Origin of the sequence: Vibrio parahaemolyticus (assembly GCF_900460535.1) — a bacterium.
GTDB classification, from domain to species: Bacteria; Pseudomonadota; Gammaproteobacteria; order Enterobacterales; family Vibrionaceae; genus Vibrio; species Vibrio parahaemolyticus.
Map to the genome: position 1 here is coordinate 1,064,246 of NZ_UHIL01000001.1, position 25,433 is coordinate 1,089,678.

General features: G+C 44.9%; 20 protein-coding genes. 15 read left to right on the forward strand and 5 right to left on the reverse strand.

Annotation, left to right across the window (positions count from 1 at the left end):
* Positions 1 to 80 precede the first annotated feature (80 nt).
* Positions 81 to 1,727: a phosphoglucomutase (alpha-D-glucose-1,6-bisphosphate-dependent) gene (gene pgm, locus DYB02_RS05515; RefSeq protein ID WP_029806371.1), complete on the forward strand. Its 1,647-nt coding sequence runs from the start codon at positions 81 to 83 to the stop codon at positions 1,725 to 1,727.
* 64 nt (positions 1,728 to 1,791) lie between these two features.
* On the opposite strand, the gene DYB02_RS05520 is transcribed toward pgm, so the two are convergent.
* Positions 1,792 to 2,562 (reverse strand): DUF1853 family protein, encoded by a 771-nt coding sequence (locus DYB02_RS05520; RefSeq protein ID WP_025522713.1) that lies wholly within the window; start codon positions 2,560 to 2,562, stop codon positions 1,792 to 1,794.
* Positions 2,563 to 2,699: 137 nt separating this feature from the next.
* On the opposite strand from DYB02_RS05520, the gene DYB02_RS05525 reads away from it, so the two are divergent.
* Positions 2,700 to 3,458: a Nif3-like dinuclear metal center hexameric protein gene (locus DYB02_RS05525; protein WP_017448746.1), complete on the forward strand. Its 759-nt coding sequence runs from the start codon at positions 2,700 to 2,702 to the stop codon at positions 3,456 to 3,458.
* Positions 3,459 to 3,539: 81 nt separating this feature from the next.
* Here the strand turns inward: DYB02_RS05525 and DYB02_RS05530 are convergent, their stop codons facing one another.
* Positions 3,540 to 4,829, reverse strand: coding sequence for a citrate synthase (locus tag DYB02_RS05530; RefSeq protein ID WP_005455487.1), 1,290 nt, complete (start codon positions 4,827 to 4,829; stop codon positions 3,540 to 3,542).
* 395 nt (positions 4,830 to 5,224) lie between these two features.
* Between DYB02_RS05530 and sdhC the strand changes: the two genes are divergently transcribed.
* The 8 genes from sdhC to sucD all read left to right on the forward strand — a co-directional run bounded on the left by sdhC (position 5,225) and on the right by sucD (position 14,909).
* A complete protein-coding gene (gene sdhC, locus DYB02_RS05535) occupies positions 5,225 to 5,617 on the forward strand; it encodes a succinate dehydrogenase cytochrome b556 subunit (RefSeq protein WP_005496079.1) in 393 nt (130 codons plus the stop codon).
* The gene (gene sdhD / locus DYB02_RS05540) at positions 5,611 to 5,955 is read left to right on the forward strand and encodes a succinate dehydrogenase, hydrophobic membrane anchor protein (RefSeq protein WP_005455480.1); all 345 of its coding nucleotides are present in this window, start codon (positions 5,611 to 5,613) and stop codon (positions 5,953 to 5,955) included. Before sdhC ends, sdhD begins: the two co-directional genes overlap by 7 nt.
* Complete coding sequence (gene sdhA / locus DYB02_RS05545; protein WP_005455465.1) at positions 5,956 to 7,722, forward strand: succinate dehydrogenase flavoprotein subunit; 1,767 nt, start codon at positions 5,956 to 5,958, stop codon at positions 7,720 to 7,722.
* A 14-nt stretch (positions 7,723 to 7,736) separates the two neighbouring features.
* Entirely contained in the window at positions 7,737 to 8,447 is a 711-nt protein-coding gene (locus DYB02_RS05550) for a succinate dehydrogenase iron-sulfur subunit (RefSeq protein ID WP_005455467.1), read from the forward strand.
* A 169-nt stretch (positions 8,448 to 8,616) separates the two neighbouring features.
* Positions 8,617 to 11,442 carry a 2-oxoglutarate dehydrogenase E1 component gene (gene sucA / locus DYB02_RS05555; protein WP_023585941.1) on the forward strand — a complete coding sequence of 942 codons (2,826 nt, stop codon included), beginning with the start codon at positions 8,617 to 8,619 and terminating at the stop codon, positions 11,440 to 11,442.
* A gap of 28 nt (positions 11,443 to 11,470) precedes the next feature.
* Positions 11,471 to 12,676 (forward strand): 2-oxoglutarate dehydrogenase complex dihydrolipoyllysine-residue succinyltransferase, encoded by a 1,206-nt coding sequence (odhB, locus tag DYB02_RS05560; protein WP_005455502.1) that lies wholly within the window; start codon positions 11,471 to 11,473, stop codon positions 12,674 to 12,676.
* 194 nt (positions 12,677 to 12,870) lie between these two features.
* Entirely contained in the window at positions 12,871 to 14,037 is a 1,167-nt protein-coding gene (sucC, locus tag DYB02_RS05565; protein WP_005455468.1) for an ADP-forming succinate--CoA ligase subunit beta, read from the forward strand.
* Positions 14,037 to 14,909, forward strand: coding sequence for a succinate--CoA ligase subunit alpha (gene sucD / locus DYB02_RS05570; RefSeq protein WP_029803856.1), 873 nt, complete (start codon positions 14,037 to 14,039; stop codon positions 14,907 to 14,909). Before sucC ends, sucD begins: the two co-directional genes overlap by 1 nt.
* A gap of 137 nt (positions 14,910 to 15,046) precedes the next feature.
* On the opposite strand, the gene znuB is transcribed toward sucD, so the two are convergent.
* The gene (gene znuB, locus DYB02_RS05575) at positions 15,047 to 15,832 is read right to left on the reverse strand and encodes a zinc ABC transporter permease subunit ZnuB (RefSeq protein WP_005455500.1); all 786 of its coding nucleotides are present in this window, start codon (positions 15,830 to 15,832) and stop codon (positions 15,047 to 15,049) included.
* Complete coding sequence (znuC, locus tag DYB02_RS05580) at positions 15,825 to 16,613, reverse strand: zinc ABC transporter ATP-binding protein ZnuC (RefSeq protein ID WP_015296396.1); 789 nt, start codon at positions 16,611 to 16,613, stop codon at positions 15,825 to 15,827. Before znuC ends, znuB begins: the two co-directional genes overlap by 8 nt.
* Before the next feature lie 78 nt (positions 16,614 to 16,691).
* On the opposite strand from znuC, the gene znuA reads away from it, so the two are divergent.
* The 5 genes from znuA to DYB02_RS05615 all read left to right on the forward strand — a co-directional run bounded on the left by znuA (position 16,692) and on the right by DYB02_RS05615 (position 24,764).
* On the forward strand, positions 16,692 to 17,570 hold the full coding sequence (gene znuA / locus DYB02_RS05585; RefSeq protein WP_029803857.1) for a zinc ABC transporter substrate-binding protein ZnuA: 879 nt from the start codon (positions 16,692 to 16,694) through the stop codon (positions 17,568 to 17,570).
* A 210-nt stretch (positions 17,571 to 17,780) separates the two neighbouring features.
* On the forward strand, positions 17,781 to 21,152 hold the full coding sequence (locus DYB02_RS05590) for an AraC family transcriptional regulator (RefSeq protein ID WP_029803859.1): 3,372 nt from the start codon (positions 17,781 to 17,783) through the stop codon (positions 21,150 to 21,152).
* An 881-nt stretch (positions 21,153 to 22,033) separates the two neighbouring features.
* On the forward strand, positions 22,034 to 22,261 hold the full coding sequence (locus DYB02_RS05605) for a FeoA family protein (protein ID WP_005455496.1): 228 nt from the start codon (positions 22,034 to 22,036) through the stop codon (positions 22,259 to 22,261).
* Entirely contained in the window at positions 22,261 to 24,537 is a 2,277-nt protein-coding gene (feoB, locus tag DYB02_RS05610; RefSeq protein ID WP_029803861.1) for a Fe(2+) transporter permease subunit FeoB, read from the forward strand. Before DYB02_RS05605 ends, feoB begins: the two co-directional genes overlap by 1 nt.
* Positions 24,534 to 24,764, forward strand: a complete 231-nt coding sequence (locus DYB02_RS05615; protein WP_005455490.1) for a FeoC-like transcriptional regulator — start codon at positions 24,534 to 24,536, stop codon at positions 24,762 to 24,764. The genes feoB and DYB02_RS05615 overlap by 4 nt, the downstream gene beginning before the upstream one ends.
* A 117-nt stretch (positions 24,765 to 24,881) precedes the next feature.
* Here the strand turns inward: DYB02_RS05615 and DYB02_RS05620 are convergent, their stop codons facing one another.
* Positions 24,882 to 25,310, reverse strand: coding sequence for an HIT family protein (locus DYB02_RS05620; protein ID WP_021449627.1), 429 nt, complete (start codon positions 25,308 to 25,310; stop codon positions 24,882 to 24,884).
* Between the last annotated feature and the right edge of the window lie 123 nt (positions 25,311 to 25,433).

A 25,433-nucleotide genomic window follows, 5' to 3' on the forward strand; every position in this document is an offset into this window, starting at 1 on the left:
GCCTCATAATGCGTCGCAGTTAGCGGATATTATGAGGCTTTTTTGTAATTTTATTATTTTTAAAAGAAAGGATGTCAAACATGGCTATGCACCCTCGTGCTGGGCAAAAAGCGCAGCAGGAAGATCTCCATAATATTCCAGCGTTAGTTGCTAACTACTTCTTACTTCAGCCTGATGCTAATAATGCGGAACATAAGGTTCAATTCGGTACTTCTGGTCACCGTGGCACAGCAGACAAGCAAACTTTTAATGAAAACCACATTCTTGCTATCGCACAAGCAGTTGCAGAAGTACGTGCCAAGCAGGGGACTACAGGGCCGTTGTTTGTGGGCAAAGATACCCACGCGTTGTCAGAACCTGCGTTTTCAAGCGTAATCGAAGTTTTGATTGCGAATGGTGTAAAAGTCATCGTACAGCAGGATAATGGCTACACACCAACACCTGGCATTTCTCACGCTATCTTAACTTACAATCTAAAGCATGATGAGAAAGCGGATGGCATCGTTATCACACCGTCTCATAATCCACCACAAGATGGCGGTATTAAGTACAATCCAACACATGGTGGTCCAGCAGAAGCTGAATTGACTCAAGCGATTGAAGATCGTGCGAACGAGATCATTGCTGGTGGCCTAAAAGATGTGAAGCGTCTAGCGCTAGCAGAAGCGAAAGCATCTGAGCTATTCGTAGAGGTGGATTTGGTGAAGCCTTACATCGATGACTTAGTAAATGTTATCGATATGGAAGCGATCCAGAAATCGAAGTTGAAAATTGGTGTGGATCCACTTGGTGGCAGCGGCATTGATTACTGGCGTCAAATCGGCCAAGCATACAACTTAGATCTGACCTTGGTCAGCGAAGCGATTGACCCATCATTCCAGTTCATGTCGCTTGATAAGGACGGCGTGGTTCGTATGGACTGTTCTTCTCCATACGCAATGGCTGGTCTGCTAGCTCTGAAAGATGAATACGATCTTGCGTTTGGTAACGACCCAGACTATGACCGTCATGGTATCGTGACGCCGAAAGGTTTGATGAACCCGAACCATTTCTTAGCGGTTTGTATCGACTACCTATACCGTCATCGTGAGGCGTGGGGTAAAGATGTTGCTGTTGGTAAGACGCTGGTTTCAAGTGCACTTATTGACCGAGTAGTAGCCGATTTGGGTCGTGAACTGTGTGAAGTGCCTGTCGGCTTCAAGTGGTTTGTCGATGGCCTTTACACTGGCAAGTTTGGTTTTGGTGGTGAAGAGAGCGCAGGTGCCTCTTTCTTACGTAAAGATGGAACACCATGGTCAACAGACAAAGACGGCATCTTACTATGTTTGTTAGCGGCAGAGATTACTGCGGTAACGGGTAAAAACCCACAAGAGTACTACGAAGAGCTTGCCGCTAAACATGGTGAGTCTAAGTACAATCGTATTCAAGCGGTAGCGAATGGCCCTCAAAAAGATGTGTTGAAGAAACTGTCGCCAGAAATGGTTGCAGCAGAAACACTGGCAGGTGATCCGATTACGGCGCGTCTAACACACGCTCCTGGTAACGGTGCGGCGATTGGCGGATTAAAAGTGACGACTGAAAATGGTTGGTTTGCTGCTCGTCCATCGGGTACGGAAGACATCTACAAAATCTATTGTGAGAGCTTCAAGGGTGAAGAGCACCTAAAACAAATTGAAACTGAAGCACAAGAAATTGTGAATCAAGTATTTGCAGCTGCAGGTTTGTAATTAAACCTACTCTGACAAAAAGGCGACCAGATGGTCGCCTTTTTTACAACTCGTCGTTAACTCTCTATTTAAGAGCCTTTGGATTTTGTGGCCAATTATCTGGCACGATAAACCAGAACTCGCCATCTGCTGTTTGTGCATGCTCAAATCGCTCCATTGGTTTTTCAATCGGCTGAGAAAAATCATCCGTACCAATAGCCCAGTTGGGTTTGCTTAAGTGGTAAAGCGGTTTATTGATCAAACTCCATTGGCTTTGATAACACCAATATCCACTGATTTGGCTTGGATTGAGAGCAAAGCCTAAGCACTCTTTCGGTGGTACTTCATTAGAAAATGGATTGATGTAAAGTCGCCCTTGCATCAACAAGCGTTCCTTTGGAGACTGATCCAGAGGAAGCATTTGTCTAAATTCAGGCCTTTCGCTCATTTTCAATTGGTGGGAGAGCATTCTATCCAGTTTTGTATGCAATTGATCGTGCGCGTTAGGGCCATACCAAACACCTTCATGTAAAAGATAAAACTTAATCGCTACTTCCCAATGTTCTAGTTGGTCCAATGTTCTATTTTTGAGTATGAGATCTATCGCTCCAATGGTTTTTCCGTCGCTATCGTTGAGTTGAATTTCTTCTGCAATAATTTCATATTGTTCTGAATTAGCAAGTGCAGCGGTACATAAATGCTGATACAAAAAACCCAGTCTCGGGTTCCCTTGGTACTCTTCAGATTCATCCAGAGGTTTAATCGATAAGTCTTCCAATGTAGCAAAAGGGGGGAGCAACTGAAAAAGAGGAGGAGAAGAGGTGATCCATTGATAAAGACGTTGCAGTTGATTCATCCTGATTCCTTAGTGATGTTGATAAAGCAGCGAGCCTCGTTATTGTAACTAAATTTGGTTAGTAGAATAGGGTAGCTAGCATCAGTGTCATAGTTCGATATACACTTTGAGGTACTCGCTCGAAATTGGAAGTGATAATGAATAATTTACAGTTAGAAAAGATTCTCAACAGCAAACTCTCGCCCGAGTTAATTAAAGATTACGCGCCAAATGGCTTACAGGTTGAAGGTTGTCCACAGATCAAGCGCGTAGTTACTGGAGTAACTGCTTCTCAAGCATTAATTGATAAAGCGATTGAACTCAGAGCCGATGCGTTATTGGTCCACCATGGTTATTTTTGGAAAGGGGAGCCAGAACCCATTCGCGGTATGAAAGGTAAGCGCATTCGTAGCCTAATTAAAAGTGACATTAATCTGTATGGCTACCATCTACCGCTCGACATTCATCCTGAACTTGGTAACAACGCAGAGCTTGCTCGTCTTCTTGATATTGAAATCGACGGTGGGTTAGAAGGTCATCCGCAGTCTGTCGCCCTATTTGGACGCTTGAAAAAACCGATGACTGGTTCTCAATTTGCGAGCAAGATCAACCAAGTCCTTAATCGAGAGCCTCTACATATCGCTCCAGATAATGCGGAGAAAATGATCGAAACCGTTGGTTGGTGTACTGGCGGCGGACAAGATTTCATTGAACTTGCGGTTCAGCATGGATTAGATGCATTCATTTCTGGCGAAATTTCGGAGCGAACAACTTACACCGCTCGTGAGATGGACATCCACTATTTTGCTGCGGGTCACCATGCAACAGAGCGTTATGGCATCAAAGCACTTGGTAAGTGGTTAGCCGATGAATACGGTTTAGATGTCGAGTTTGTGGATATTGATAATCCAGTGTAGCGTGTATTTTTATCGTTAAAACTAAAAAGGGTTGAGACTTACATCTCAACCCTTTTGTTTATCTGATAACTCTAGTAACGATTATTCGCGCTCATGAAGCGGCGAAAATTCACGTTGCGTTTCGCCTTTGTAAAGCTGACGTGGACGACCGATACGGTTTAGTGGGTCGCTGTGCATCTCGTTCCAGTGGGCAATCCAACCAATAGTACGAGAAATCGCGAAGATAACCGTAAACATTGATACAGGAATACCGATCGCTTTCAGAATGATACCTGAATAGAAATCTACGTTCGGGTACAGTTTCTTAGAAACAAAGTATTCGTCAGAAAGAGCGATACGCTCAAGTTCCATTGCTACGTCCAGCAGAGGATCTTTAATGTTCAGCTCTTTTAGAACTTCGTGACATGTTTCGCGCATTACGGTCGCACGAGGATCGTAGTTCTTGTAAACACGGTGACCGAAGCCCATCAAACGGAATGGGTCATCTTTGTCTTTCGCACGTTCCACGTATTCTGGAATGTTATCCACGCTGCCGATTTCTTCTAGCATCTTCAGACATGCTTCGTTTGCGCCACCGTGAGCTGGGCCCCAAAGTGATGCGATACCAGCGGCAATACATGCGAATGGGTTTGCACCAGAAGAACCTGCTAAACGGACTGTTGATGTCGACGCGTTTTGCTCGTGATCTGCGTGAAGTGTGAAGATTTTATCCATCGCACGAGCAACAACAGGGTTCACTTCATACTCTTCACATGGGTTAGCAAACATCATGTGTAGGAAGTTTTCCGCGTAGCTCAAATCGTTGCGTGGGTAGATAAATGGCTGACCAACAGAGTATTTGAAACACATTGCAGCCAGAGTTGGCATTTTAGATAGCAGACGATAGGCCGCAATTTCACGGTGCTCGTCGTTATTGATATCAAGTGAATCGTGGTAGAAGGCTGCAAGAGCACCAACCACACCACACATTACTGCCATTGGGTGAGCATCACGACGGAAGCCATGGAAGAAGCTTGCGATTTGCTCGTGTACCATTGTGTGACGAGTAACTGTCGTTTTGAATTGCTCGTATTGTTCTCGGGTAGGGGCTTCACCGTAAAGAAGGATGTAACATACTTCTAGGTAATCTGCGTTATTGGCTAATTGATCAATCGGGTAACCGCGGTGCAAAAGAATACCTTTGCCGCCATCGATGTAAGTGATTGATGATTCACAAGATGCAGTGGCAAGAAAACCTGGGTCAAAAGTAAAGTAACCATTGGCTCCCAGTTTACGAACGTCAATTACAGGTGTACCTAGCGTACCGTCCATAATTGGCAGTTCGATTGGCGCTTGACCTTCAACATGAAGGGTCGCTTTCTTATCCGCCATAACAATCTCCTTTGTTTATTATTTAATCCGTCCAGGATGTTTATGTGCCATTTTTGTACTGTTGTTAAAGCTTAAAGTCAATTTTTCTCCATCTTTGTGTGCACTTGTTATGATTTTTCTCATGAAAATCGTTAAAAATCTGTTCTATGTAGCATAATTTGTTACACCAATTGTATTAGAATGTTGCTCGCCGTATATTGGCAAAGAAAATTTTAGTTAAATCCTTATAAATTCGGGGCTAGAAACAAAAGTGAGGTTTGTTTGTGGACTCCGGTTGTTAACAAAGTGTTTACAATTATCTCTGAGCTTATTGTGATAATTTGTTAATCAAATGTTAACTTTTGTACGTTTGGAAGCTGAAATTGGTTATAACAATAAATGCTCAATGGAGCTGAGTGAGCAAGCCCGTGAAAGAAAGAAAGTCAAGACCTGTTAATTTAGATTTACAGACCATTCGCTTTCCTATCACAGCAATCGCATCGATCCTGCACCGTGTGTCTGGGGTAATTACGTTTGTTGCGGTGGGTATATTACTTTGGTTACTGTCCATTTCTCTGTCATCCCCTATGGGTTTTATGGAAGCCGCAGATATCGTTGATGGCTTCTTCGTAAAATTCATCCTGTGGGGTATCCTGACTGCACTTGCCTACCACATCGCTGGTGGTATTCGTCATTTGCTGATGGATCTAGGTCATTTTGAAGAACTAGATTCAGGCGCGATGAGCGCGAAAGTTGCCTTTGGTGCAACTGCAGTATTATCACTATTGGCGGGGATCTTGGTATGGTAAAACACGTATCTTCATTTGGTCGTAATGGTGTACACGATTTCCTACTGATTCGTGCAACAGCCATCATTATGACGCTATACACGATTTATCTGGTTAGCTTCTGTGCATTTTCAGATATCTCTTACGCATCATGGACCCAATTCTTTGGTGGTACTTTCACTAAAGTCTTCACCATGTTGGCGCTTGCATCTGTTCTGATTCATGCATGGATCGGTATGTGGCAAGTGTTCACCGACTACATTAAGTGCGCGAAACTTCGTGGTGCACTTCAACTTGGTGTGATTGCCGTTTTATTCGGTTATGTCTTCTCTGGTCTATTTATTCTGTGGGGTGCGTAAGTGTCTATTCCAGTTCGTGAGTTTGATGCCGTAGTAATCGGCGCTGGTGGTGCAGGTATGCGCGCTGCACTACAAATTTCGGAACAAGGCCTTTCTTGTGCTTTGTTGTCTAAAGTATTCCCAACCCGTTCTCATACTGTATCTGCTCAAGGCGGTATCACAGTTGCGCTTGGTAACTCGCATAAGGACGATTGGCAATGGCACATGTACGACACAGTAAAAGGTTCTGATTACATTGGTGACCAGAACGCGATTGAATACATGTGTAAAAATGGTCCTGAGTCAGTTATCGAGCTAGAAAAAATGGGTCTTCCATTCTCTCGTTTTGATAACGGTACCATCTACCAACGTCCATTCGGCGGTCAGTCAAAAGAGTTTGGTGGTGAGCAGGCGGCGCGCACAGCAGCTGCAGCAGACCGTACAGGTCACGCTCTTCTTCATACGCTTTACCAACAAAACGTCAAACATAAGACAACCATCTTTTCTGAATGGTACGCTTTGGATCTTGTGAAAAACCAAGATGGCGCAATCATGGGTTGTACTGCGATCTGTATGGAAACGGGTGAAATCTGTTACTTCAAATCGAAAGCAACAATTCTAGCTACTGGTGGTGCAGGTCGTATTTACGCATCGACAACTAACGCGCACATCAACACGGGTGATGGCGTTGGTATGGCACTTCGTGCAGGCGTTCCAATGCAAGACATGGAAATGTGGCAGTTCCACCCAACGGGTATTGCTGGCGCGGGTGTTCTTGTGACAGAAGGCTGTCGTGGTGAAGGTGGTTACCTTCTAAACAAAGACGGCGAGCGCTTTATGGAACGTTACGCTCCAAACGCGAAAGACCTTGCTGGTCGTGACGTTGTTGCTCGCTCTATGATGATTGAAATCCGTGAAGGCCGCGGTTGTGATGGTCCTTGGGGTCCACATATCAAGTTGAAACTTGATCACCTTGGCAAAGAAGTACTTGAATCACGTCTGCCAGGTATCTGTGAACTGTCTCGTACATTCGCACACGTTGATCCAGTGAAAGAACCAATTCCAGTAATTCCAACTTGTCACTACATGATGGGTGGTGTTCCGACTCAAGTTTCTGGTCAAGCGATTAAGCAACTTGCGGATGGCAGCGAAGCGGAAGTTCAAGGTCTATACGCTTGTGGTGAAATTGCTTCTGTATCTGTACACGGTGCAAACCGTCTAGGTGGTAACTCACTGCTAGACTTGGTGGTATTTGGTCGTGCAACAGGCCTACACCTAGGTGAGACTCTTGCTGCTCAAGTTGAAGCTCGCCCTGCAACTGAATCAGACATCGAAGCTTCTCTAGCGCGCACTATGCGTTGGGAAAATAGCACTGGTGGCGAAGATCCGGTACAAATCCGTAAAGACCTACAACGCTGTATGCAAAACAGCTTCTCGGTATTCCGCGAAGGTGATGCAATGGCGACGGGCCTAGAAGAGTTGAAGGTAATTCGTGAACGTCTGAAAGATGCTCACTTAGCCGACAAATCTTCTGAGTTCAACACGCAACGTATTGAGTGTCTAGAACTAGATAACCTGATGGAAACCGCGTTCTCAACAGCAGTTGCAGCAAACTACCGTACAGAAAGCCGTGGTGCTCATGCTCGCTTCGACTTCCCTGAGCGTGATGATGAGAACTGGCTATGCCACTCTATCTACAACCCGGAAACCGAAGCGATGACAAAGCGTGATGTAAACATGACGCCAGTACACCGTGACGCGTTCCCACCGAAAGTACGTACATACTAAGGGAGGATATGAATATGAAACTGAACTTCTCTTTGTACCGTTACAACCCGGACGTAGATACTAAGCCTTACATGAAAGAGTACACACTTGAGGTAGACGAAGGCTCAGACATGATGGTGCTTGATGCATTGATTCTGCTAAAAGAGCAAGATCCAAGCATCGCATTCCGTCGTTCTTGTCGTGAAGGTGTGTGTGGTTCTGATGGTTTGAACATGAACGGCAAAAATGGTCTGGCATGTATCACTCCATTATCGGCTCTACAAGGTGACAAGATCGTCATTCGTCCTCTACCGGGTCTACCTGTAGTGCGCGATCTTATCGTTGACATGACGCAGTTCTATGATAACTATGCGAAAGTTAAGCCTTTCTTAATTGATGACGGTGCTCTACCGCCATCACGCGAGAACCTGCAATCTCCAGATGAGCGTGCGCATTTAGATGGATTGTACGAATGTATCATGTGTGCATGTTGTACAACTTCTTGTCCGTCATTCTGGTGGAACCCAGATAAGTTTATTGGCCCTGCAGGCCTACTTGCGGCTTACCGCTGGTTGATTGATAGCCGAGATACGGCAACAGATGAACGTTTGTCTGATCTTGATGATGCATTTAGCGTTTTTCGTTGCCATGGCATCATGAATTGTGTAAGTGTTTGTCCTAAGGGACTAAATCCGACGAAAGCCATCGGTCACATTAAGTCGATGCTGGTGAATCGCTCGGTTTAATTACTCGCAAGCCATAAAGTTGCAGTAAAGTGAGCACGCAACGTACTGACTTTGCTGCAGCCTCCAAGCACGAGTAAAAGGATACTAAAATTGCCGGCTATTTCGGTCGGCTTTTATTAGCTCGGCGTAAGACCGAAGCAAACGTGAAAACTACTGGTTAAGGGAAAATATGCACAACGGCGTGATGAAGGCATGGCTCGAGTCTTCACACTTGGCTGGCGCCAATGCAACGTATGTAGAGGACCTCTACGAACTGTATCTAAGTGATCCCGATCTGGTAAGTGAGGAGTGGAAACGTGTTTTTGAGGGCTTGCCTAAGCCATCAGAAGAAGTGGCAGAACAGCCGCATTCACGTGTCCGTGACTACTTCCGACGACTCGCTAGAGAAACAAAGCATTACAATGTCCAAGTTAGTGATCCAGATGTCGATGCAAAACAAGTAAAAGTTCTACAGCTTATCAACGCATACCGCTTCCGCGGACACGAAGCTGCAGAATTGGATCCACTAGGTCTGTGGCAACGTCCACCTGTGGCGGAGCTAGACCCAGCATTTCATAATCTTACCGAAGACGACTTCGAAGAAACTTTCAACGTAGGTTCTTTTGCTGTTGGGCAAGAAACCATGAAGTTGAAAGACATCTACGCAGCTCTCAAGAAAACTTACTGCGGTTCCATCGGTGCTGAATACATGCACATGACTGACACAGAGCAAAAGCGTTGGATCCAACAACGTCTTGAGTCTGTCGTAGGCCAGCCATCATTCAACCAAGATGAAAAACGCACGTTCCTTGAAGAGTTGACTGCAGCGGAAGGCCTTGAGCGTTATTTAGGCGCAAAATTCCCTGGTGCGAAGCGATTCTCTCTTGAAGGTGGTGATGCGCTTATCCCAATGACGAAAGAACTGATTCGTCATGCGGGTAAGAGTGGCATGCGTGAAGTGGTTATTGGTATGGCTCACCGTGGTCGTTTGAACATGCTGGTGAACGTACTGGGTAAGAAACCACAAGATCTATTTGATGAGTTCGCGGGTAAGCACGATGAAACGTGGGGTACTGGTGACGTTAAATACCACCAAGGTTTCTCTGCAGACTTCGCAACTCCTGGTGGCGATGTTCACTTAGCGCTTGCGTTTAACCCATCTCACTTAGAAATCGTAAACCCAGTGGTTATCGGTTCCGTGCGTGCACGTCAAGACCGTTTGGGTGACAACTACGGCAGCAAAGTTCTTCCTATCACTATTCATGGTGACTCTGCGATTGCTGGCCAAGGTGTAGTGGCTGAAACGTTCAACATGTCACTTGCTCGTGGTTTCTGCGTTGGCGGTACGGTTCGTATTGTTGTAAACAACCAGGTTGGCTTTACAACGTCTAACCCGCGTGACACTCGATCAACCATGTATTGTACTGACATCGCTAAGATGGTTCAGGCTCCGATTTTCCACGTTAACGCCGATGATCCAGAAGCGGTTGCTTTTGTTACTCGCATTGCATTGGATTACCGCAACGAGTTCAAGCGTGATGTCGTGATTGATTTGGTTTGTTACCGTCGTCATGGTCACAACGAAGCGGATGAACCGAACGCGACTCAGCCGTTGATGTACCAAAAAATCAAAAAGCACCCAACTCCTCGTAAACTGTACGCCGATGTTCTGATTGATAAGAATGAGTCGGATATTGAAACTGCAACGCAGTTGGTGAACGAGTATCGTGATGCACTTGACCGCGGTGAAGTCGTGGTGAAAGAGTGGCGTCCGATGGCATTGCATTCTGTAGACTGGTCTCCTTACTTGGGACACGAGTGGGATATGCAATGGGAGGCGACCTACGATAAGCAACGCCTTGTCGAACTAGGTAATCGTTTGTGTCAGTACCCGGAAAGCCACAAGCTGCAAAGCCGAGTAAACAAGCTGTACAACGATCGCTTAGCAATGATGACAGGTGAGAAGGCTATTGACTGGGGTATGGCTGAAACATTGGCTTACGCGACATTGGTAGACGATGGTAAGCGTATCCGTATTTCTGGTCAGGACTCAGGTCGTGGTACTTTCTTCCATCGTCACTCAGTTCTTCACAACCAATCAGATGCAAGCACTTACATCCCGCTAGCGAATATCCATGACAAGCAGGGGCCTTTCCAAGTTTTTGACTCTGTGTTGTCGGAAGAAGCTGTTCTTGCATTTGAGTACGGTTATGCAACAGCTGAACCTGGCGGTTTAACCATTTGGGAAGCGCAGTTTGGTGACTTCGCTAACGGCGCACAAGTGGTTATTGACCAATTCATTTCGTCTGGTGAGCAAAAGTGGGGACGTTTGTGCGGCCTGACGATGCTTCTGCCTCATGGTTACGAAGGCCAAGGTCCGGAGCACTCATCTGCTCGTCTAGAGCGTTACCTTCAATTGTGTGCTGAGCAAAACATGCAGGTCGTTGTACCGTCAACGCCAGCTCAGGTGTACCACATGATTCGTCGTCAAGTAGTACGCCCAATGCGTCGACCATTGATTGTAATGTCGCCTAAATCATTGCTTCGTCATCCTCTTTGTACTTCGACTCTAGAAGACCTTGCAGAAGGTACGTTCCAAGCAGCGATCCCTGAAGTGGATAACTTGGAGCCAAGCAAAGTGAAACGTGTCGTGTTCTGTTCGGGTAAGGTGTATTTCGACCTTCTTGAGCAGCGTCGCAACAACGAGCAAGAAGACGTAGCAATCGTGCGTATTGAGCAGCTTTACCCATTCCCGATGGAAGAAGTACAAGCAGCTATTGCTCAATACACTAACGTTGAAGACTTCGTGTGGTGTCAGGAAGAGCCTCAGAACCAAGGTGCTTGGTACTGTAGTCAACATAACTTCCGTGCCGCTATTCCTGCAGGTGCAGATCTTAAATACGCAGGTCGCCCAGCTTCTGCTTCGCCAGCAGTTGGCTACATGTCGGTGCACTTGAAACAACAAAAAGCGTTGGTTGAAGACGCTCTGAACGTGAACTCAAAAACTTCGGACTAAGAACTAGAAGTTAAAGGAAGAAACAGATATGACAATTGAAATTCTGGTTCCAGATTTACCTGAATCAGTTGCTGATGCAACCGTGGCGACATGGCACAAACAACCAGGCGACACCGTAGAGCGTGATGAAGTTCTGGTTGATATTGAAACTGACAAAGTTGTACTAGAAGTGCCAGCTCCAGAAGCCGGCGTTTTAGAAGCCATTCTTGAAGTAGAAGGTGCAACGGTACTTTCAAAGCAACTTCTTGCTAAATTGAAAGCCGGCGCTGTTGCGGGCGAGCCAACCGCAGACAAAACAGAAGCAACAGAAGCTTCTCCAGATAAGCGTCACAAAGCGACACTGACTGAAGAAAGCAATGATGCACTTAGCCCTGCCGTTCGTCGTTTACTTGCGGAACATGGTCTAGAAGCACACCAAGTTAAAGGTACTGGTGTTGGCGGTCGTATTACTCGTGAAGATATCGAAGCGCATCTAGCAAACGCTAAAGCGGCTCCAAAAGCTGATGCTCCAGCAGTTGAAGCACCAGCAACCGCTCGTAGTGAGAAGCGTGTGCCAATGACTCGCCTACGTAAGACGGTTGCAAACCGCCTATTGGAAGCGAAAAACAGCACCGCAATGCTAACGACGTTTAACGAAGTGAACATGAAGCCAATCATGGATCTTCGTAAGCAATACAAAGACCAGTTCGAAGAGCGTCACGGTATTCGTCTTGGCTTCATGTCTTTCTATGTGAAAGCAGTGACAGAAGCCCTAAAACGTTACCCAGAAGTAAATGCATCAATCGATGGTGATGATATCGTTTACCACAACTACTTTGACATTAGCATGGCGGTATCAACGCCACGCGGTCTAGTAACTCCAGTGCTAAAAGACTGTGACAAACTTGGCTTTGCAGATGTTGAAAAAGGCATCAAAGAGCTAGCGATCAAAGGTCGTGATGGCAAGCTAACAGTTGATGAGTTAATGGGTGGTAACTTCACTATCACTAACGGTGGTGTGTTCGGTTCTCTAATGTCTACGCCTATCATCAACCCACCGCAATCTGCAATCCTTGGTATGCATAAAATCCAAGAACGCCCGATGGCTGTAAACGGTAAAGTTGAAATCCTACCGATGATGTACCTAGCGCTATCTTACGACCACCGTTTGATCGATGGCCGTGAGTCAGTTGGCTTCCTAGTAACGATTAAAGAGCTACTAGAAGATCCAGCGCGTCTCCTATTAGACGTTTAATATCGCTAAAACGTCTAGTTACCTTGGGTGGCTAGACGTTGAAAATTTCAATGGCTAGACTAGCTCAACGTCTGGCCTTCATTTGAATCACTCAGTGATTTACTTGAGAAGACCCTACAGACGTACAAGCAGCCAAGACTGCAGCGTTATGGAAATAATAAATCCCTCAAGGGAAAAACAAACGGAATATCGAAATGAATTTGCATGAATACCAAGCCAAACAGCTGTTTGCAGAATTCGGTTTGCCTGTGCCAGAAGGCTACGCATGTGATACACCACAAGAAGCGTTTGAAGCAGCAGGCCGTATCAGCACAGCAAAGAAAGTAGTCAAGTGTCAGGTTCACGCTGGTGGCCGCGGTAAAGCGGGTGGCGTAGAGCTTCACGACACTAAAGAAGGTGTAAAAGAGTTTGCGCAAAAGTGGCTAGGTAAAAATCTAGTAACTTACCAAACAGATGCAAATGGTCAGCCAGTTACAAAAATCCTTGTTGAAGAAGCGTCAAACATTGCCAACGAACTTTACTTAGGTGCGGTAGTTGACCGTGCTAGCCGTAAGATCGTTTTCATGGCTTCTACAGAAGGTGGTGTGGAAATCGAAAAAGTTGCGGAAGAAACGCCGGAGCTAATCCACAAAGCAGCCATCGATCCTCTAGTAGGCCCTCAAGCTTACCAAGGTCGTGAGCTTGCGTTCAAACTTGGTCTTGAAGGTGACCAAATCAAACAATTCGTTAAGATCTTTATGGGTCTTGGCACTATGTTCTCTCAGTACGATCTTGCTCTACTAGAGATTAACCCGCTTGTGATTACTGCTGAAGGCAACCTGCTATGTCTTGACGGTAAGATCAACATCGACTCAAACGCACTTTACCGTCAGCCTAAGCTACGTGAAATGCACGATCCATCACAAGAAGATGAGCGTGAAGCGCACGCAGCTCAGTGGGAACTGAACTACGTAGCACTAGACGGTAACGTTGGCTGTATGGTTAACGGTGCAGGCCTAGCAATGGGTACGATGGATATCGTAAACCTACATGGCGGCAAACCAGCGAACTTCTTAGACGTAGGTGGCGGCGCAACTAAAGAACGCGTTGCTGAAGCATTCAAGATCATCCTATCTGATGACAATGTGAAAGCGGTACTCGTAAACATCTTCGGTGGTATCGTTCGTTGTGACATGATCGCAGAAGGTATTATCGGTGCAGTTAAAGAGGTAGGTGTAAGCGTACCTGTTGTTGTTCGTCTAGAAGGTACTAACGCAGACCTAGGTCGCGAAGTTCTTGCTAATTCTGATGTTGATATCATTGCTGCTGAGTCGCTAACTGACGCTGCTCAGAAAGTTGTTGCTGCTGCGGAGGCTAAATAATGTCTGTATTAATTAACAAAGACACTAAATTAATCTGTCAGGGTTTCACTGGTGGTCAAGGTACTTTCCACTCAGAGCAAGCTATCGCATACGGTACGCAAATGGTTGGTGGTGTGTCTCCAGGTAAAGGTGGCCAAACTCACCTAGGTCTACCTGTATTCAACACAGTACGCGAAGCAGTAGAAGCGACTGGTGCAACTGCAACAGTAATCTACGTTCCAGCACCTTTCTGTAAAGATGCAATCCTAGAAGCGATTGATGCGGGTATCGAGCTAATCGTAACCATCACTGAAGGTATTCCTACAACAGATATGATCGACGTGAAAGTGAAGCTAGAAGAAACTGGCGTTCGTATGATCGGTCCTAACTGTCCGGGGGTTATTACTCCAGATGAATGTAAGATCGGTATCATGCCTGGTCACATCCACAAGAAAGGTAAAGTAGGTATCGTATCTCGCTCTGGTACTCTGACTTACGAAGCAGTTAAACAAACTACAGACGAAGGCTTCGGTCAGTCTACGTGTGTTGGTATCGGTGGTGACCCAATCCCAGGTTCAAACTTCATTGATATTCTAAAACTGTTCCAAGAAGACCCAGAAACTGAAGCGATCGTAATGATCGGTGAAATCGGTGGCACAGCAGAAGAAGAAGCGGCGGCGTTCATTAAAGAAAACGTAACTAAGCCAGTTGTTTCTTACATCGCTGGTGTAACTGCACCTCCAGGTAAACGTATGGGCCACGCTGGTGCGATTATCTCAGGTGGTAAAGGTACTGCAGAAGACAAATTTGCTGCACTAGAAGCGGCAGGCGTTAAGACAGTTAAGTCTCTAGCAGACATCGGTCAAGGTCTACGTGAAGTAACTGGTTGGTAATTTCTGACTCGTAAAATAAAAAGCCTGGCATTGCCAGGCTTTTTTGTATCTGATCTTGTATTGATTTTGTATGTAAGCCAGCAATAGCACTGAGAATTCTTAATCACCAGCTCCGTTTGCTTAACCTGTGCTTATAACTAAGCTTTCCGCTGAATCAGTTGGCTCAGCATAAACAAAGAAGTCGCACTGATCACCACTGATGGGCCTGCTGGTGTGTCGAAGTGCCAAGACAGACTCAGTCCCATTAGAACTGAAATCGCACCTATGATGGATGCGAAGAATGCCATTTGTTCTGGTGTAGAAGACAACTTACGCGCTGTTGCTGCAGGGATGATCAACAGTGAAGTCATAATAAGGGCACCGACAAACTTCATACCTACCGCAATCACTACGCCCACCATCAGCATCAAGACCAGACGAATTAAGTCTGTGTTCACACCTTCTACAGCGGCTAGCTCTTCGCTGACGGTACTTGATAATAACGGTCGCCAGAATATGTACAAACATGCACTAACGGCAATTACGCCGGCATAAATAAACATCAAATCTTCTGGTGATACAGCTAATAAATCACCAAATAGGTAACTCATTAGATCGACACGAACATTGTCCAAAAAGCTTACTGACACCAAACCGATAGACAAAGAGCTGTGAGCTAGAATTCCGAGTAGGGTATCTGTGGCCACCAGTTGCTGCCTTTGCAGTGTTACAAGGAGTACCGCTAATGCTAAACAGCAGACTAGCAGCGCAAGATAGAGGTTAACGTTCAGTAAGAACCCGAGAGCGAGCCCCATTAAAGATGCATGGGCAAGAGTGTCACCGAAGTAGGCCATTTTTCGCCATACAACAAAAGACCCAAGTGGACCTGCGATGATTGCAATACCAATACCAGCGAGAATAGAAGGTAGAAGAAACTCAATCATGGTGATGATGTCCGTGGCTATGGTTAGAGCACGAGGTAGCGTCGCCCGATACTGGAGAGCCAGACAAATCGTGATGGTGATGCTCGTGGTCGTGATGATAAAACGCGAGTGATTCTCTCGCTGCGTTACCAAACAATGCTATGTAAGAAGGATGCTGAGTGATCGTTGCTGGTGATCCCGAACAACAAACGTGGTGGTGCAAACAAATCACATCGTCTGTTTTTGCCATGACCAAATGCAAATCATGAGATACCATAAACACAGCGCAATCGAAGCGGTGACGGATGCTTTCAATCAAATCGTATAGATCGATTTGTCCCTGAACATCAACACCTTGAGCTGGTTCATCAAGAACCAACAAGTCAGGGCGTTGTAGCAGCGCGCGGGCGAGTAGGACGCGTTGGTTTTCACCACCGGAAAGGCGGTGCATGTTGCTCTTAATTAAGTGCTCGGCACCAACTAGTCTTAATGCATCAAGGCATTCTTGTTTGCTGTACTTTCCTGCTAAATTTAAGAAACGGATAACGTTTAGCGGCAAAGAGTCGTTGAGTTTCAGTTTCTGAGGCACATAACCAATTTTTAGCTTTTTCGCTTTAACCAATTTTCCGCTAGTCGGCTTTTGAAGCCCTAAAATGACTTTAACTAACGTGGATTTTCCCGCTCCGTTGGGACCGATTAGGGTTGTGATTTTGCCCTTTTCTAATTCCATGCTGATGTTATCGAGAACTCTGCGATCATCGAACTCGACGCACAATCGTTCAAGACTGACTAATGAAGACATGAATGAAACTCATTTGCAAAACTATAATGTTATAATGTAACATTATCGCACTTTCTATGCCATATCCCAAGTAAAACTATGAAAAGAGCTTTAATTCTTGCTGCTTCAGCCATGTTAACCTTGCCAGCGCAGGCGATAACAGTACTTACAAGCATTAAACCGATCCAACTGATGGTGACTGAACTGACGGAAGGCGTCACTACTCCTGAAGTGCTAGTTCAGTCAAACGCATCACCACACGATTATTCGCTGCGACCTTCTGATGTAAAAAAAGTCGCGTCTGCGGATTTGGTGATTTGGTATGGTCATGATTTGGAACCGTTTCTTGAAAAAGTCGTATCAAATAGATCTAGTACACTGACGCTAAGCGAAATACCAAATCTAGCGCTTCGTGAGTTTGATAGTGAGCATTCGCATGATCACGACGGTCATGACCACGGTAGCCACGACCCGCACTTTTGGTTGGGTATTAAACCGGTTAAACAGGTCGCCCAAGCTGTTGTGAACAAATTGATGGAAATCGATCCAGCTAATGCGAAAACGTACAGCAACAATCTTGTTAAATTTGAAGAACAGCTTGCGGCTAAAGATAAGGAAATAGAGCAGCAGTTAGCACCAGTGAAGAACCAAGGATACTTCGTTTTCCATGATGCGTACGGTTATTTTGAAGAGCGTTACCAGTTAAATAATCTAGGACACTTTACCGTGACTCCCGACCGAAAGCCGGGTGCCAAGACGCTGATTCAGATCAGAAAAACACTGGGAGCAGGTAACGTGGCTTGTGTGTTTTCTGAGCCTCAATTTACACCAGCCGTTGTCGAGAGTGTGATGCGTGGCAGCGATGTGGCCAAAGGCGAGCTTGACCCATTAGGCAGCACGATCAAAGTGGAGCCAGGCAGTTACTTTAACTTGTTAGGCAACATGGCTGACAGTTTTGCGCAATGTTTGGCTAAATAAGGGTAATTAGTTGTAGTTTTGCGGATGAAATGTCTCTTTTACGTGATCTAGCAGTAAGAATTACAACCTTTGGCAAGACGAACCTTTTCTATAAAAGGAATTGAGATATCATTATCAATAATTAGCGGCTCAAAATAACCCTACTCACAAGAGCTACGGAAGGCCTATAGGGAGTTGAGTTGATATAAATTGATATATAAGGTTTTCGTCTTGCTTCGCCAACTTGTCCTGATTTTCTGGGGACTCTTCATATCATCTCAAGCATTTGCGCTGAACAACGCAAATGCCATCTTTTACCCTTTGCCTACTCAGGTTAAGGGCACTTTTATTGCTGCGAAAAAATTGTTCTTGGGCGAGCAAGGTGGGCTATGGATTCATGATGTACATGGCCGCGTTCTTTTTTATGACGGCCAGAATGTTCTGCCAAAATCAGGCAGTTTTTTGCAAACGACCGCAAAGCAGCTTGCGTATCATCAAGGGTCATTCTGGACCTTTGTCGAAAATGAGGTTTATCAGACCTACCCAAACAAAGAAAGGCAGTTGGTCTTTAGCCTTAACCCCGGGTCGCAAATTAGAAAAATAGGTTCATCAGGTGATTATATTTGGGTCAGTGATGGCGCACATTTTTATACCTACAACATCAAAACCAATGAACTTGATTCATTTTCACTGCTTCAACTGTATCAACATAGCAATAATAGTTATGTGTACATCAATGATGCGATTCTGGTCGAAACCAAATGGGCGTTGGCTACAACATCTGGTGTCTATCTCTCTGAAGGTAATAAATTTGATCATGTGATTTCTTCCGGTCAAAACTACATTGAAAAAGTGTATTACTCGCATACGAGACGCGAGATATTGGTCGGCACCTTAAAAGGCGCGTTGATCTTCAATATTTACGAGCCGAACAAAGAGATCGTCAAAATTGGCGGCTCCCACGTACTGACGTTTTCAGAGACCAATCAAGAGTATTGGGTTGGTACTGAGCACGGTTTGTATCTCTACTCGTTTTTAACAGGTGAAGTTACTGAAGTTGAGCCTGCGAGCTTCTTAGAGTTAGAGCTCGATAGCACTAAAATTTATTCCTTACTTAGCGACAACATGGGCGGAATGTGGATAGCGACCAACCAAGGCATTCGTTATTACTCTTTGTTTAGCAAAAAATTTGAGCGAGTCACCTTTAGTAGTTATGACTCGCAAACCTTATCTGGTCGTATCAGACAAACGGTAACAGGGCCAGATGGTGTGCTTTGGTTTGCCGATGACCGCAAGCTGTATCGTTCTGGCGCGGAAGGGATTGTAAAAGTCTTAGAATTAGATTCTCAGATTAACGAATTTGCGTTCCAACGAGGCATGTTATGGCTTGCTACTTCAAAAGGTTTGGAGATATTCCAATTGGAGGGGCTGAAAAAGGTTAGCTTCCCTTATTTACAAGTAATGGCTGGGCATGCTGTTGAGCATATTGCTCTAGACGACACAAACCGTTTGTGGGTATCCAGCGGTTACCAACTTTACAACGTTGATATCGACAAGCAATCCGTCAGAAACTTTGGTAGCGAATGGATCGTGAGTCAGTACTTACCAGCTAAAGTGACGCGCTTATATGATACCGAAGATAAACTTTTTATTGGTACGGATCACGGCATTTATGAATACGATGATGAACGTATTCGTTTCAATCGTTTCTCGGAAAAATATGGCGAGTCGCTAGATATAGTGACAGCGGCGGATGGCTCTCAGTGGTTTGCCTCTTCCTATGGGTTGTTTAAAACAGTGGCTGGTGGCGAAGCCAAGCAAGTCTTGGAGATGAGTGTTGCGAATGCTCGTCCGGCGTGTTTGATCAGTGATGCGAAAGGTGTGTGGCTCGCATCTTCTGTTGGGTTGAGTTACTACCGATTGTCCGGTGAGTTAGTTAAACATTATTCATCTGCATCGGGCTTGATTAATAATGAGTTTATTCCTGGGATATGTAGCGTAGTGAAACGCACAGAAGATGGTGAACGTGAACTTGTTTTAGGCTCAAAATATGGATTAGTTAAAGCAGAGGCTTCAAAACTATTGGTGTCAAACCCGCCAGAATCCCGCTTTATTGTTAGCCAAGTGATGCTTGAAAACGATGTAATCCAAGTGGGGAGTTCCGACCTTGATGGGATTAAGCTGCCTTATGGTTCTTCGCTGAGTTTTCTCTTTGGCATCATGCCTAAACCGGATAGCCAGAACCTGTACTACCGCTTAAACGAAGACGATCGATGGCAGACCTTAGACGGGGGTCAGTTAACCTTAGAGCACCTCAACTCTGGGGAATACCACCTTCAAGTGAGTAACGAGTCACAGGTAACGGCGGGCGTTGTTGGTTTAGAGTCTCGTTTTGAAGTGCTCAAACCATGGTATCTATCCCAGCTTGCGATATTAGGCTTTCTCGTCTCAATTTCTACGCTTATCGGCCTTATCATGTACTGGCGTTCACGATATGTTATGCAAGCAAACCGAGAGCTTGCTGCTCAGGTCACTCTAAAGACCAACCAACTAAGGCATCAAAGCCGCGTATTATTGACGAGTAACCAACAGTTAAGAAAGCAAATTCAGGTTAGAAATCTATTAGTTGACCATGTTGCTCAGTCTATAAAAACCAGCGTCGATTATATCTCGTCAAAATTGCCAGTGGAGAGAGACTCCATCACAGAGGATCACGTATCAAAAACTTACTGGCAGCTGAATGAGCTTAAAAGTGCTCCTGGTGATGCGAGTAACGGCAGTCAAAACTACAACCTAAGCCAAATTACGCAATCTGTGGTGGATGTGTGGCGAGACGATTTCGCCAAAGCGGGGATCTCTGTGGAGTTAGAGGATGAGAACAAGTCTAGCCGTATTGCTCTAGAGAGTTTTAATCTGGATGTTATCTTCAACAGTATCTTTGCCAACATCATCAAGCGCTCTTTCCGAGGTCAAGCCGTTAAAGTGATGTTAGAAGAGGGGCGGGACATTGTCTCACTCAGCTTTTTGGATTACGGAACGCAATTGCCAAATAAACTTTCTCTAAGTCGTCCTGCTAATAACAATGTGGACTTGAGTATAGACAATCTTTCGCAGTTGGTTACGGTGAGTGGAGGGCACTTAGCGGTGTTCACTTCTGATGCGCAGAATAAAATTGAGATTACTTGGCCGATGGCAAAAGAGTTGAGCCATGTCGAGGAAGTTTTACCAGAATTTGTGCCAGAAAACATCGCCGAAGAAAAAGCCAGTCCAGAGAATGAGTGGCTACAAAAGGTCTATCAGTTAGTTGCTGAGCATTACCATGACCCTGATTTTGGTACTGCGACAGCGGCTAAGATGTTATTTATGTCTGAACGTAGTTTACAACGCCGCTTTAAGTCGGCCTCGTCAAGAACGTTAAAAGATTATTTAACGGAGGTACGGTTAGAAACTGCTTGCGAACAGTTACTCGCAGGTGAAAAAATCAGTGAAGTGGCTTTCAATTGCGGTTTCAATGATCCCTCTTACTTCAGCCAGAAGTTCAAGTTGCACTTTGGTTTACCTCCATCAAAGTTCGCGATGGAACAAGACAGTCACGCAAATTAGTCTCCAATCTTTCGAGCATCGTTAATAGTTACAGCACGGATGCTATCTAAATCACCTCCTCACGTTTAGCGGCGTGATTCGTTCTGATACCGCAACTAAACCATTCTAGTCGCCTCGGGCTACGCAGCGTTCTGTTTTTTTGAGTTGTTCTGAGTAAGTAAAGCATCTGTACTTTCTTATGTAGTTCATAGAAATAAAGAGCTGCAATGCCTTTGTGTGTTGTTAGGTTAGAGTTTTTTTGCCTAATTTATGCGTTGTGATAGGTAAGTGAAACATCAATGCACAGCGTTGTAGCAGTTTGTTTTCGCCAAACAGCACATATAAATAGGATATAGAAAGCTTAACTAAAGTGCTTCTAGTTACAGGAGGTTGGTTGTTAAAGGTTTAAATCGGGAGTAGAAAAGAAGTGAAAAAAAATATCGTGGTATAGCCGGGGGGACTATACCACGGGTGTCAATGACACCTTCGCTTGCTGCCGGAGTGACATGTTGCCATGCCACCTCTGGAATTCTTTTAAGAGGTTGCCCTCTCGATGGAATAACTATACGAGACCTTACTTATTTTTCTTATAAAAATAACGACAGGTTGATATGAGAAAAGCGACAATGTTGATTTTTCATCTTAAGTTATTGATTTTATGGGATAGTATTTGTTCTGATTAGGCGATGTTAAGTTTTTGTTTCTTTTTAATGGTTTTAAAAATGTCGATTTTGACGAAAATGACGAGGTAAAACTTAACGGAGTTAACGTTCAAAATATGAAAGGCAATTATGGAATCTTTGATTTCACACAATGAATGGAAGGGTATAGAGGAGTATTATCGCAGCCTAAATACTCTTAAATAATAATATTTATCATTAGCAATACTCTTAAGGGCCACTATGAAATTATCAGAAATTAAACCTGGCGATACGGTGACAATTCGTTTGTTAGATGGTCTTTCATCAGATATTAGAAAAAAGCTTATGGTAATGGGGCTACTTCCGAACACAGAAGTTAAGGTGATCAGACGCGCACCGATGGGAGACCCGCTACAAGTTGAGGTACGCGGTGTATCTGTTGCGTTAAGAGAAACCATTGCTCAAAAAATTGAAGTGGAGCGAGTGTAATGCAGTATCAAGTTCTTACCGTAGGTAACCCAAACAGCGGTAAAACCACTCTTTTTAATGGTTTGACTGGTGCCAAACAGCAAGTCGGTAACTGGGCGGGCGTGACTGTCGAGAAAAAAACGGGTCAATTTAAGCACGCGGGTGATGAGTTTTTACTGACGGACTTACCGGGCATTTACTCTCTGGATAGCGGTAACGATAGTAACAGTATCGATGAATCCATCGCTTCTCGTGCGGTGTTGACGCACCCAGCTGATTTGATCATCAACGTGATTGATGCCACCAGCTTAGAGCGCAGTCTATATATGACGCTGCAACTTCGTGAGCTTGGTCGTCCGATGGTTGTTGTTCTCAACAAAATGGATGCGTTAAAGCGTGAACGTCAGATGATCAACATTGCTGAGTTAGAAAAGACGCTAGGTTGCCCAGTGATCAGTTTGTCTGCCACTAATAAAGCACAAGTTGCTGAGTTTAAAGAAAAGCTCCACAAAGCCATAGTTCAGGGTGTTGCGCTAAAAGACCGCTCTTTGAATTACGGCGATAAGATGGAAGTAGCGATCGAGCATATTTCTTCTCTATTTAACGATCAAACCGTTTCTCATCGTGCATTAGCGATCCGTGCTCTAGAAAAAGACACGATGGTTCTCAATAGCCTTTCCGATCTTGATAGAAGCAAAGTACTGGAAGCGATTGCGACTTTAGATTTGGATATTGATTTACACGTTGCGGATACCAAATACACTCATCTGCACGAACAATGCAAAAAAGTTCGCCGCAGTGAAGGCAAACTCAGCCGCAGTGTTACCGAAAAACTTGATCAGTTTATTTTGAACAAGTGGGTGGGGATTCCATTCTTCTTTGTTGTGATGTACCTAATGTTTATGTTCTCGATTAACATTGGTAGTGCATTTATCGATTTCTTTGATATCGGCGTTGGCGCACTTTTGGTTGATGGCGGTCATCACCTATTGGATGGTTATTTGCCAGTTTGGCTTGTGACGGTTATTGCCGATGGTATTGGTGGCGGTATCCAAACGGTAGCGACCTTTATTCCTGTCATTGCGTGTTTGTATTTGTTCCTCGCTGTGCTTGAGAGTTCGGGTTATATGGCTCGCGCTGCGTTTGTACTCGATAAAGTGATGCAGAAAATCGGCTTGCCGGGTAAAGCGTTTGTGCCGTTGGTTCTTGGTTTTGGTTGTAACGTGCCGTCAATCATGGCAACACGCACTCTAGACCAAGAACGTGAGCGTAAGTTAGCGGCATCGATGGCGCCATTTATGTCATGTGGTGCTCGTTTACCTGTATATGCACTGTTTGCGGCGGCGTTCTTTCCTGGTTCTGGTCAAAACATTGTCTTTGCACTTTATCTATTAGGTATTGTGGCTGCGATCTTCACCGGTCTTTTCTTAAAGCACACTCTTTACCCTGGCAGCAGCGATAGCTTAGTCATGGAAATGCCGGACTACGAATTGCCAACATTGCAAAACGTCGTGATCAAAACTTGGCAAAAGCTTAAGCGCTTCGTGCTGGGTGCAGGTAAAACCATCGTTGTGGTTGTTGCTATCCTAAGTTTCCTAAACTCGTTGGGTACAGATGGCAGCTTTGGTAATGAAGACAGTGAAAACTCTGTACTTTCTAAAGCGGCACAAGTGGTAACGCCAGTGTTTGCGCCAATTGGCATTCAAGAAGATAACTGGCCAGCAACGGTTGGTATTATTACCGGTATTTTCGCCAAAGAGGCGGTCGTTGGTACGCTAAACAGTTTGTACACGTCGCCAAGTGACGGTGAAGAAGCAGAGTTCGATCTGATGGGTAGCCTAAAAGATGCGGTAATGAGTATTCCTGAGAACCTTGCAGGCTTGAGTTACTCTGATCCATTAGGCATCGAGGTGGGTGATCTAACAGATTCAAATGCGGTCGCAGAAGAACAAGAAGTGGATGCGTCTATCTTCGGCAATATTAAGTCTCAGTTTGTTTCTGGTCATGCCGCGTTTGCTTACTTGATCTTCATCTTGTTGTACACACCATGTGTTGCTGCGATGGGGGCGTATGTACGTGAATTTGGCCATAACTTCGCACGTTTTATTGCGGTATGGACGATGGGTTTAGCTTACCTATGTGCAACGTTCTACAATCAGTTGACGCATTTCTCTGAAAGCCCAATTACTAGTGGTGTCTGGATGGCAATTATTGTTGCAATCTTCATCGGAACTTATCACGTATTCAAACGTATTGGTAAAAAACAACATGGTGCGTTAGAGGCGCAAGTCGCATGATTTTAAATGAGCTTTATCAATATATTGCAGACAAAGGGACGGTCTCACAGTCTGAGCTGGCTAAGCAGTTTGGAATGAGTGAAGATGGCGCGGATGCAATGTTAAGCGTGTGGATCAAGAAGGGTAAAATTAGCCGCTTGGTTGATACCAATAAAGCTCGAGATGTGATGCGTGTGCGTTATGCCGTGACAAAACAAGACGAGTTGTCACTCACTGTTACTATGTAGTGGTTCATCAACCAAAGTTTACAAATAATAAAGCCGCGTCATTTCTGATGCGGCTTTTTCGTTTCTAATCAATAGCCTTGTCGCTGGCAAGCAAATCTCATAGCGGCTGAATATTAATTAAGCTTTATGGAAGATCGAGCTTAGCGACAATACATTTCCAATACGTTTGAGAATCTCATCTTGTTCTTTTTCGCTGCGAAACTCGCCGCTTGTGTTTCCCCAAATCGGCCCTGGCCATGCAACGTCGTCCTTAAAGCGTGCGATATGATGAATGTGTAGCTGCGGCACCATGTTACCAAGTGCGCCAAGATTCAACTTGTCAGGGCGGAAAGTCGCTTCGAGCGCTTGGCTTACCGCTTGTGACTCAAGTAAAAACTGTTGCTGCTCTTTCATCGGTAAGTGGTGCAATTCTTTTAAGTTGGCACGTTTAGGAACTAAGATGACCCACGGCACTGCATTATCTTTATGTAGAAGTGCAACGCAAAGAGGGAAGTGGCCGATTACTGTGGTGTCTTTTGCCAATTGAGGGTGCAGTTCAAAACTCATTGTGGATATCCGATTCATTTCAATTTGAATTAGTATACGTCAGATAAAACAAAAGGTTGACGCTTTCACGTCAACCTTTGCAATCATTCAGCTTGTGCTACTTAAGTTATCAACTTAAAAGCG

Excerpts from the sequence above, each read along its gene's own strand:
- pgm (WP_029806371.1), top strand. The coding sequence starts at position 81 with ATGGCTATGCACCCTCGTGCTGGGCAAAAAGCGCAGCAGGAAGATCTC.
- DYB02_RS05520 (WP_025522713.1), bottom strand. The coding sequence starts at position 2,562 with ATGAATCAACTGCAACGTCTTTATCAATGGATCACCTCTTCTCCTCCT.
- DYB02_RS05525 (WP_017448746.1), top strand. The coding sequence starts at position 2,700 with ATGAATAATTTACAGTTAGAAAAGATTCTCAACAGCAAACTCTCGCCC.
- DYB02_RS05530 (WP_005455487.1), bottom strand. The coding sequence starts at position 4,829 with ATGGCGGATAAGAAAGCGACCCTTCATGTTGAAGGTCAAGCGCCAATC.
- sdhD (WP_005455480.1), top strand. The coding sequence starts at position 5,611 with ATGGTAAAACACGTATCTTCATTTGGTCGTAATGGTGTACACGATTTC.
- DYB02_RS05550 (WP_005455467.1), top strand. The coding sequence starts at position 7,737 with ATGAAACTGAACTTCTCTTTGTACCGTTACAACCCGGACGTAGATACT.
- sucA (WP_023585941.1), top strand. The coding sequence starts at position 8,617 with ATGCACAACGGCGTGATGAAGGCATGGCTCGAGTCTTCACACTTGGCT.
- odhB (WP_005455502.1), top strand. The coding sequence starts at position 11,471 with ATGACAATTGAAATTCTGGTTCCAGATTTACCTGAATCAGTTGCTGAT.
- sucC (WP_005455468.1), top strand. The coding sequence starts at position 12,871 with ATGAATTTGCATGAATACCAAGCCAAACAGCTGTTTGCAGAATTCGGT.
- sucD (WP_029803856.1), top strand. The coding sequence starts at position 14,037 with ATGTCTGTATTAATTAACAAAGACACTAAATTAATCTGTCAGGGTTTC.
- znuB (WP_005455500.1), bottom strand. The coding sequence starts at position 15,832 with ATGATTGAGTTTCTTCTACCTTCTATTCTCGCTGGTATTGGTATTGCA.
- znuC (WP_015296396.1), bottom strand. The coding sequence starts at position 16,613 with ATGTCTTCATTAGTCAGTCTTGAACGATTGTGCGTCGAGTTCGATGAT.
- znuA (WP_029803857.1), top strand. The coding sequence starts at position 16,692 with ATGAAAAGAGCTTTAATTCTTGCTGCTTCAGCCATGTTAACCTTGCCA.
- DYB02_RS05605 (WP_005455496.1), top strand. The coding sequence starts at position 22,034 with ATGAAATTATCAGAAATTAAACCTGGCGATACGGTGACAATTCGTTTG.
- feoB (WP_029803861.1), top strand. The coding sequence starts at position 22,261 with ATGCAGTATCAAGTTCTTACCGTAGGTAACCCAAACAGCGGTAAAACC.
- DYB02_RS05615 (WP_005455490.1), top strand. The coding sequence starts at position 24,534 with ATGATTTTAAATGAGCTTTATCAATATATTGCAGACAAAGGGACGGTC.
- DYB02_RS05620 (WP_021449627.1), bottom strand. The coding sequence starts at position 25,310 with ATGAGTTTTGAACTGCACCCTCAATTGGCAAAAGACACCACAGTAATC.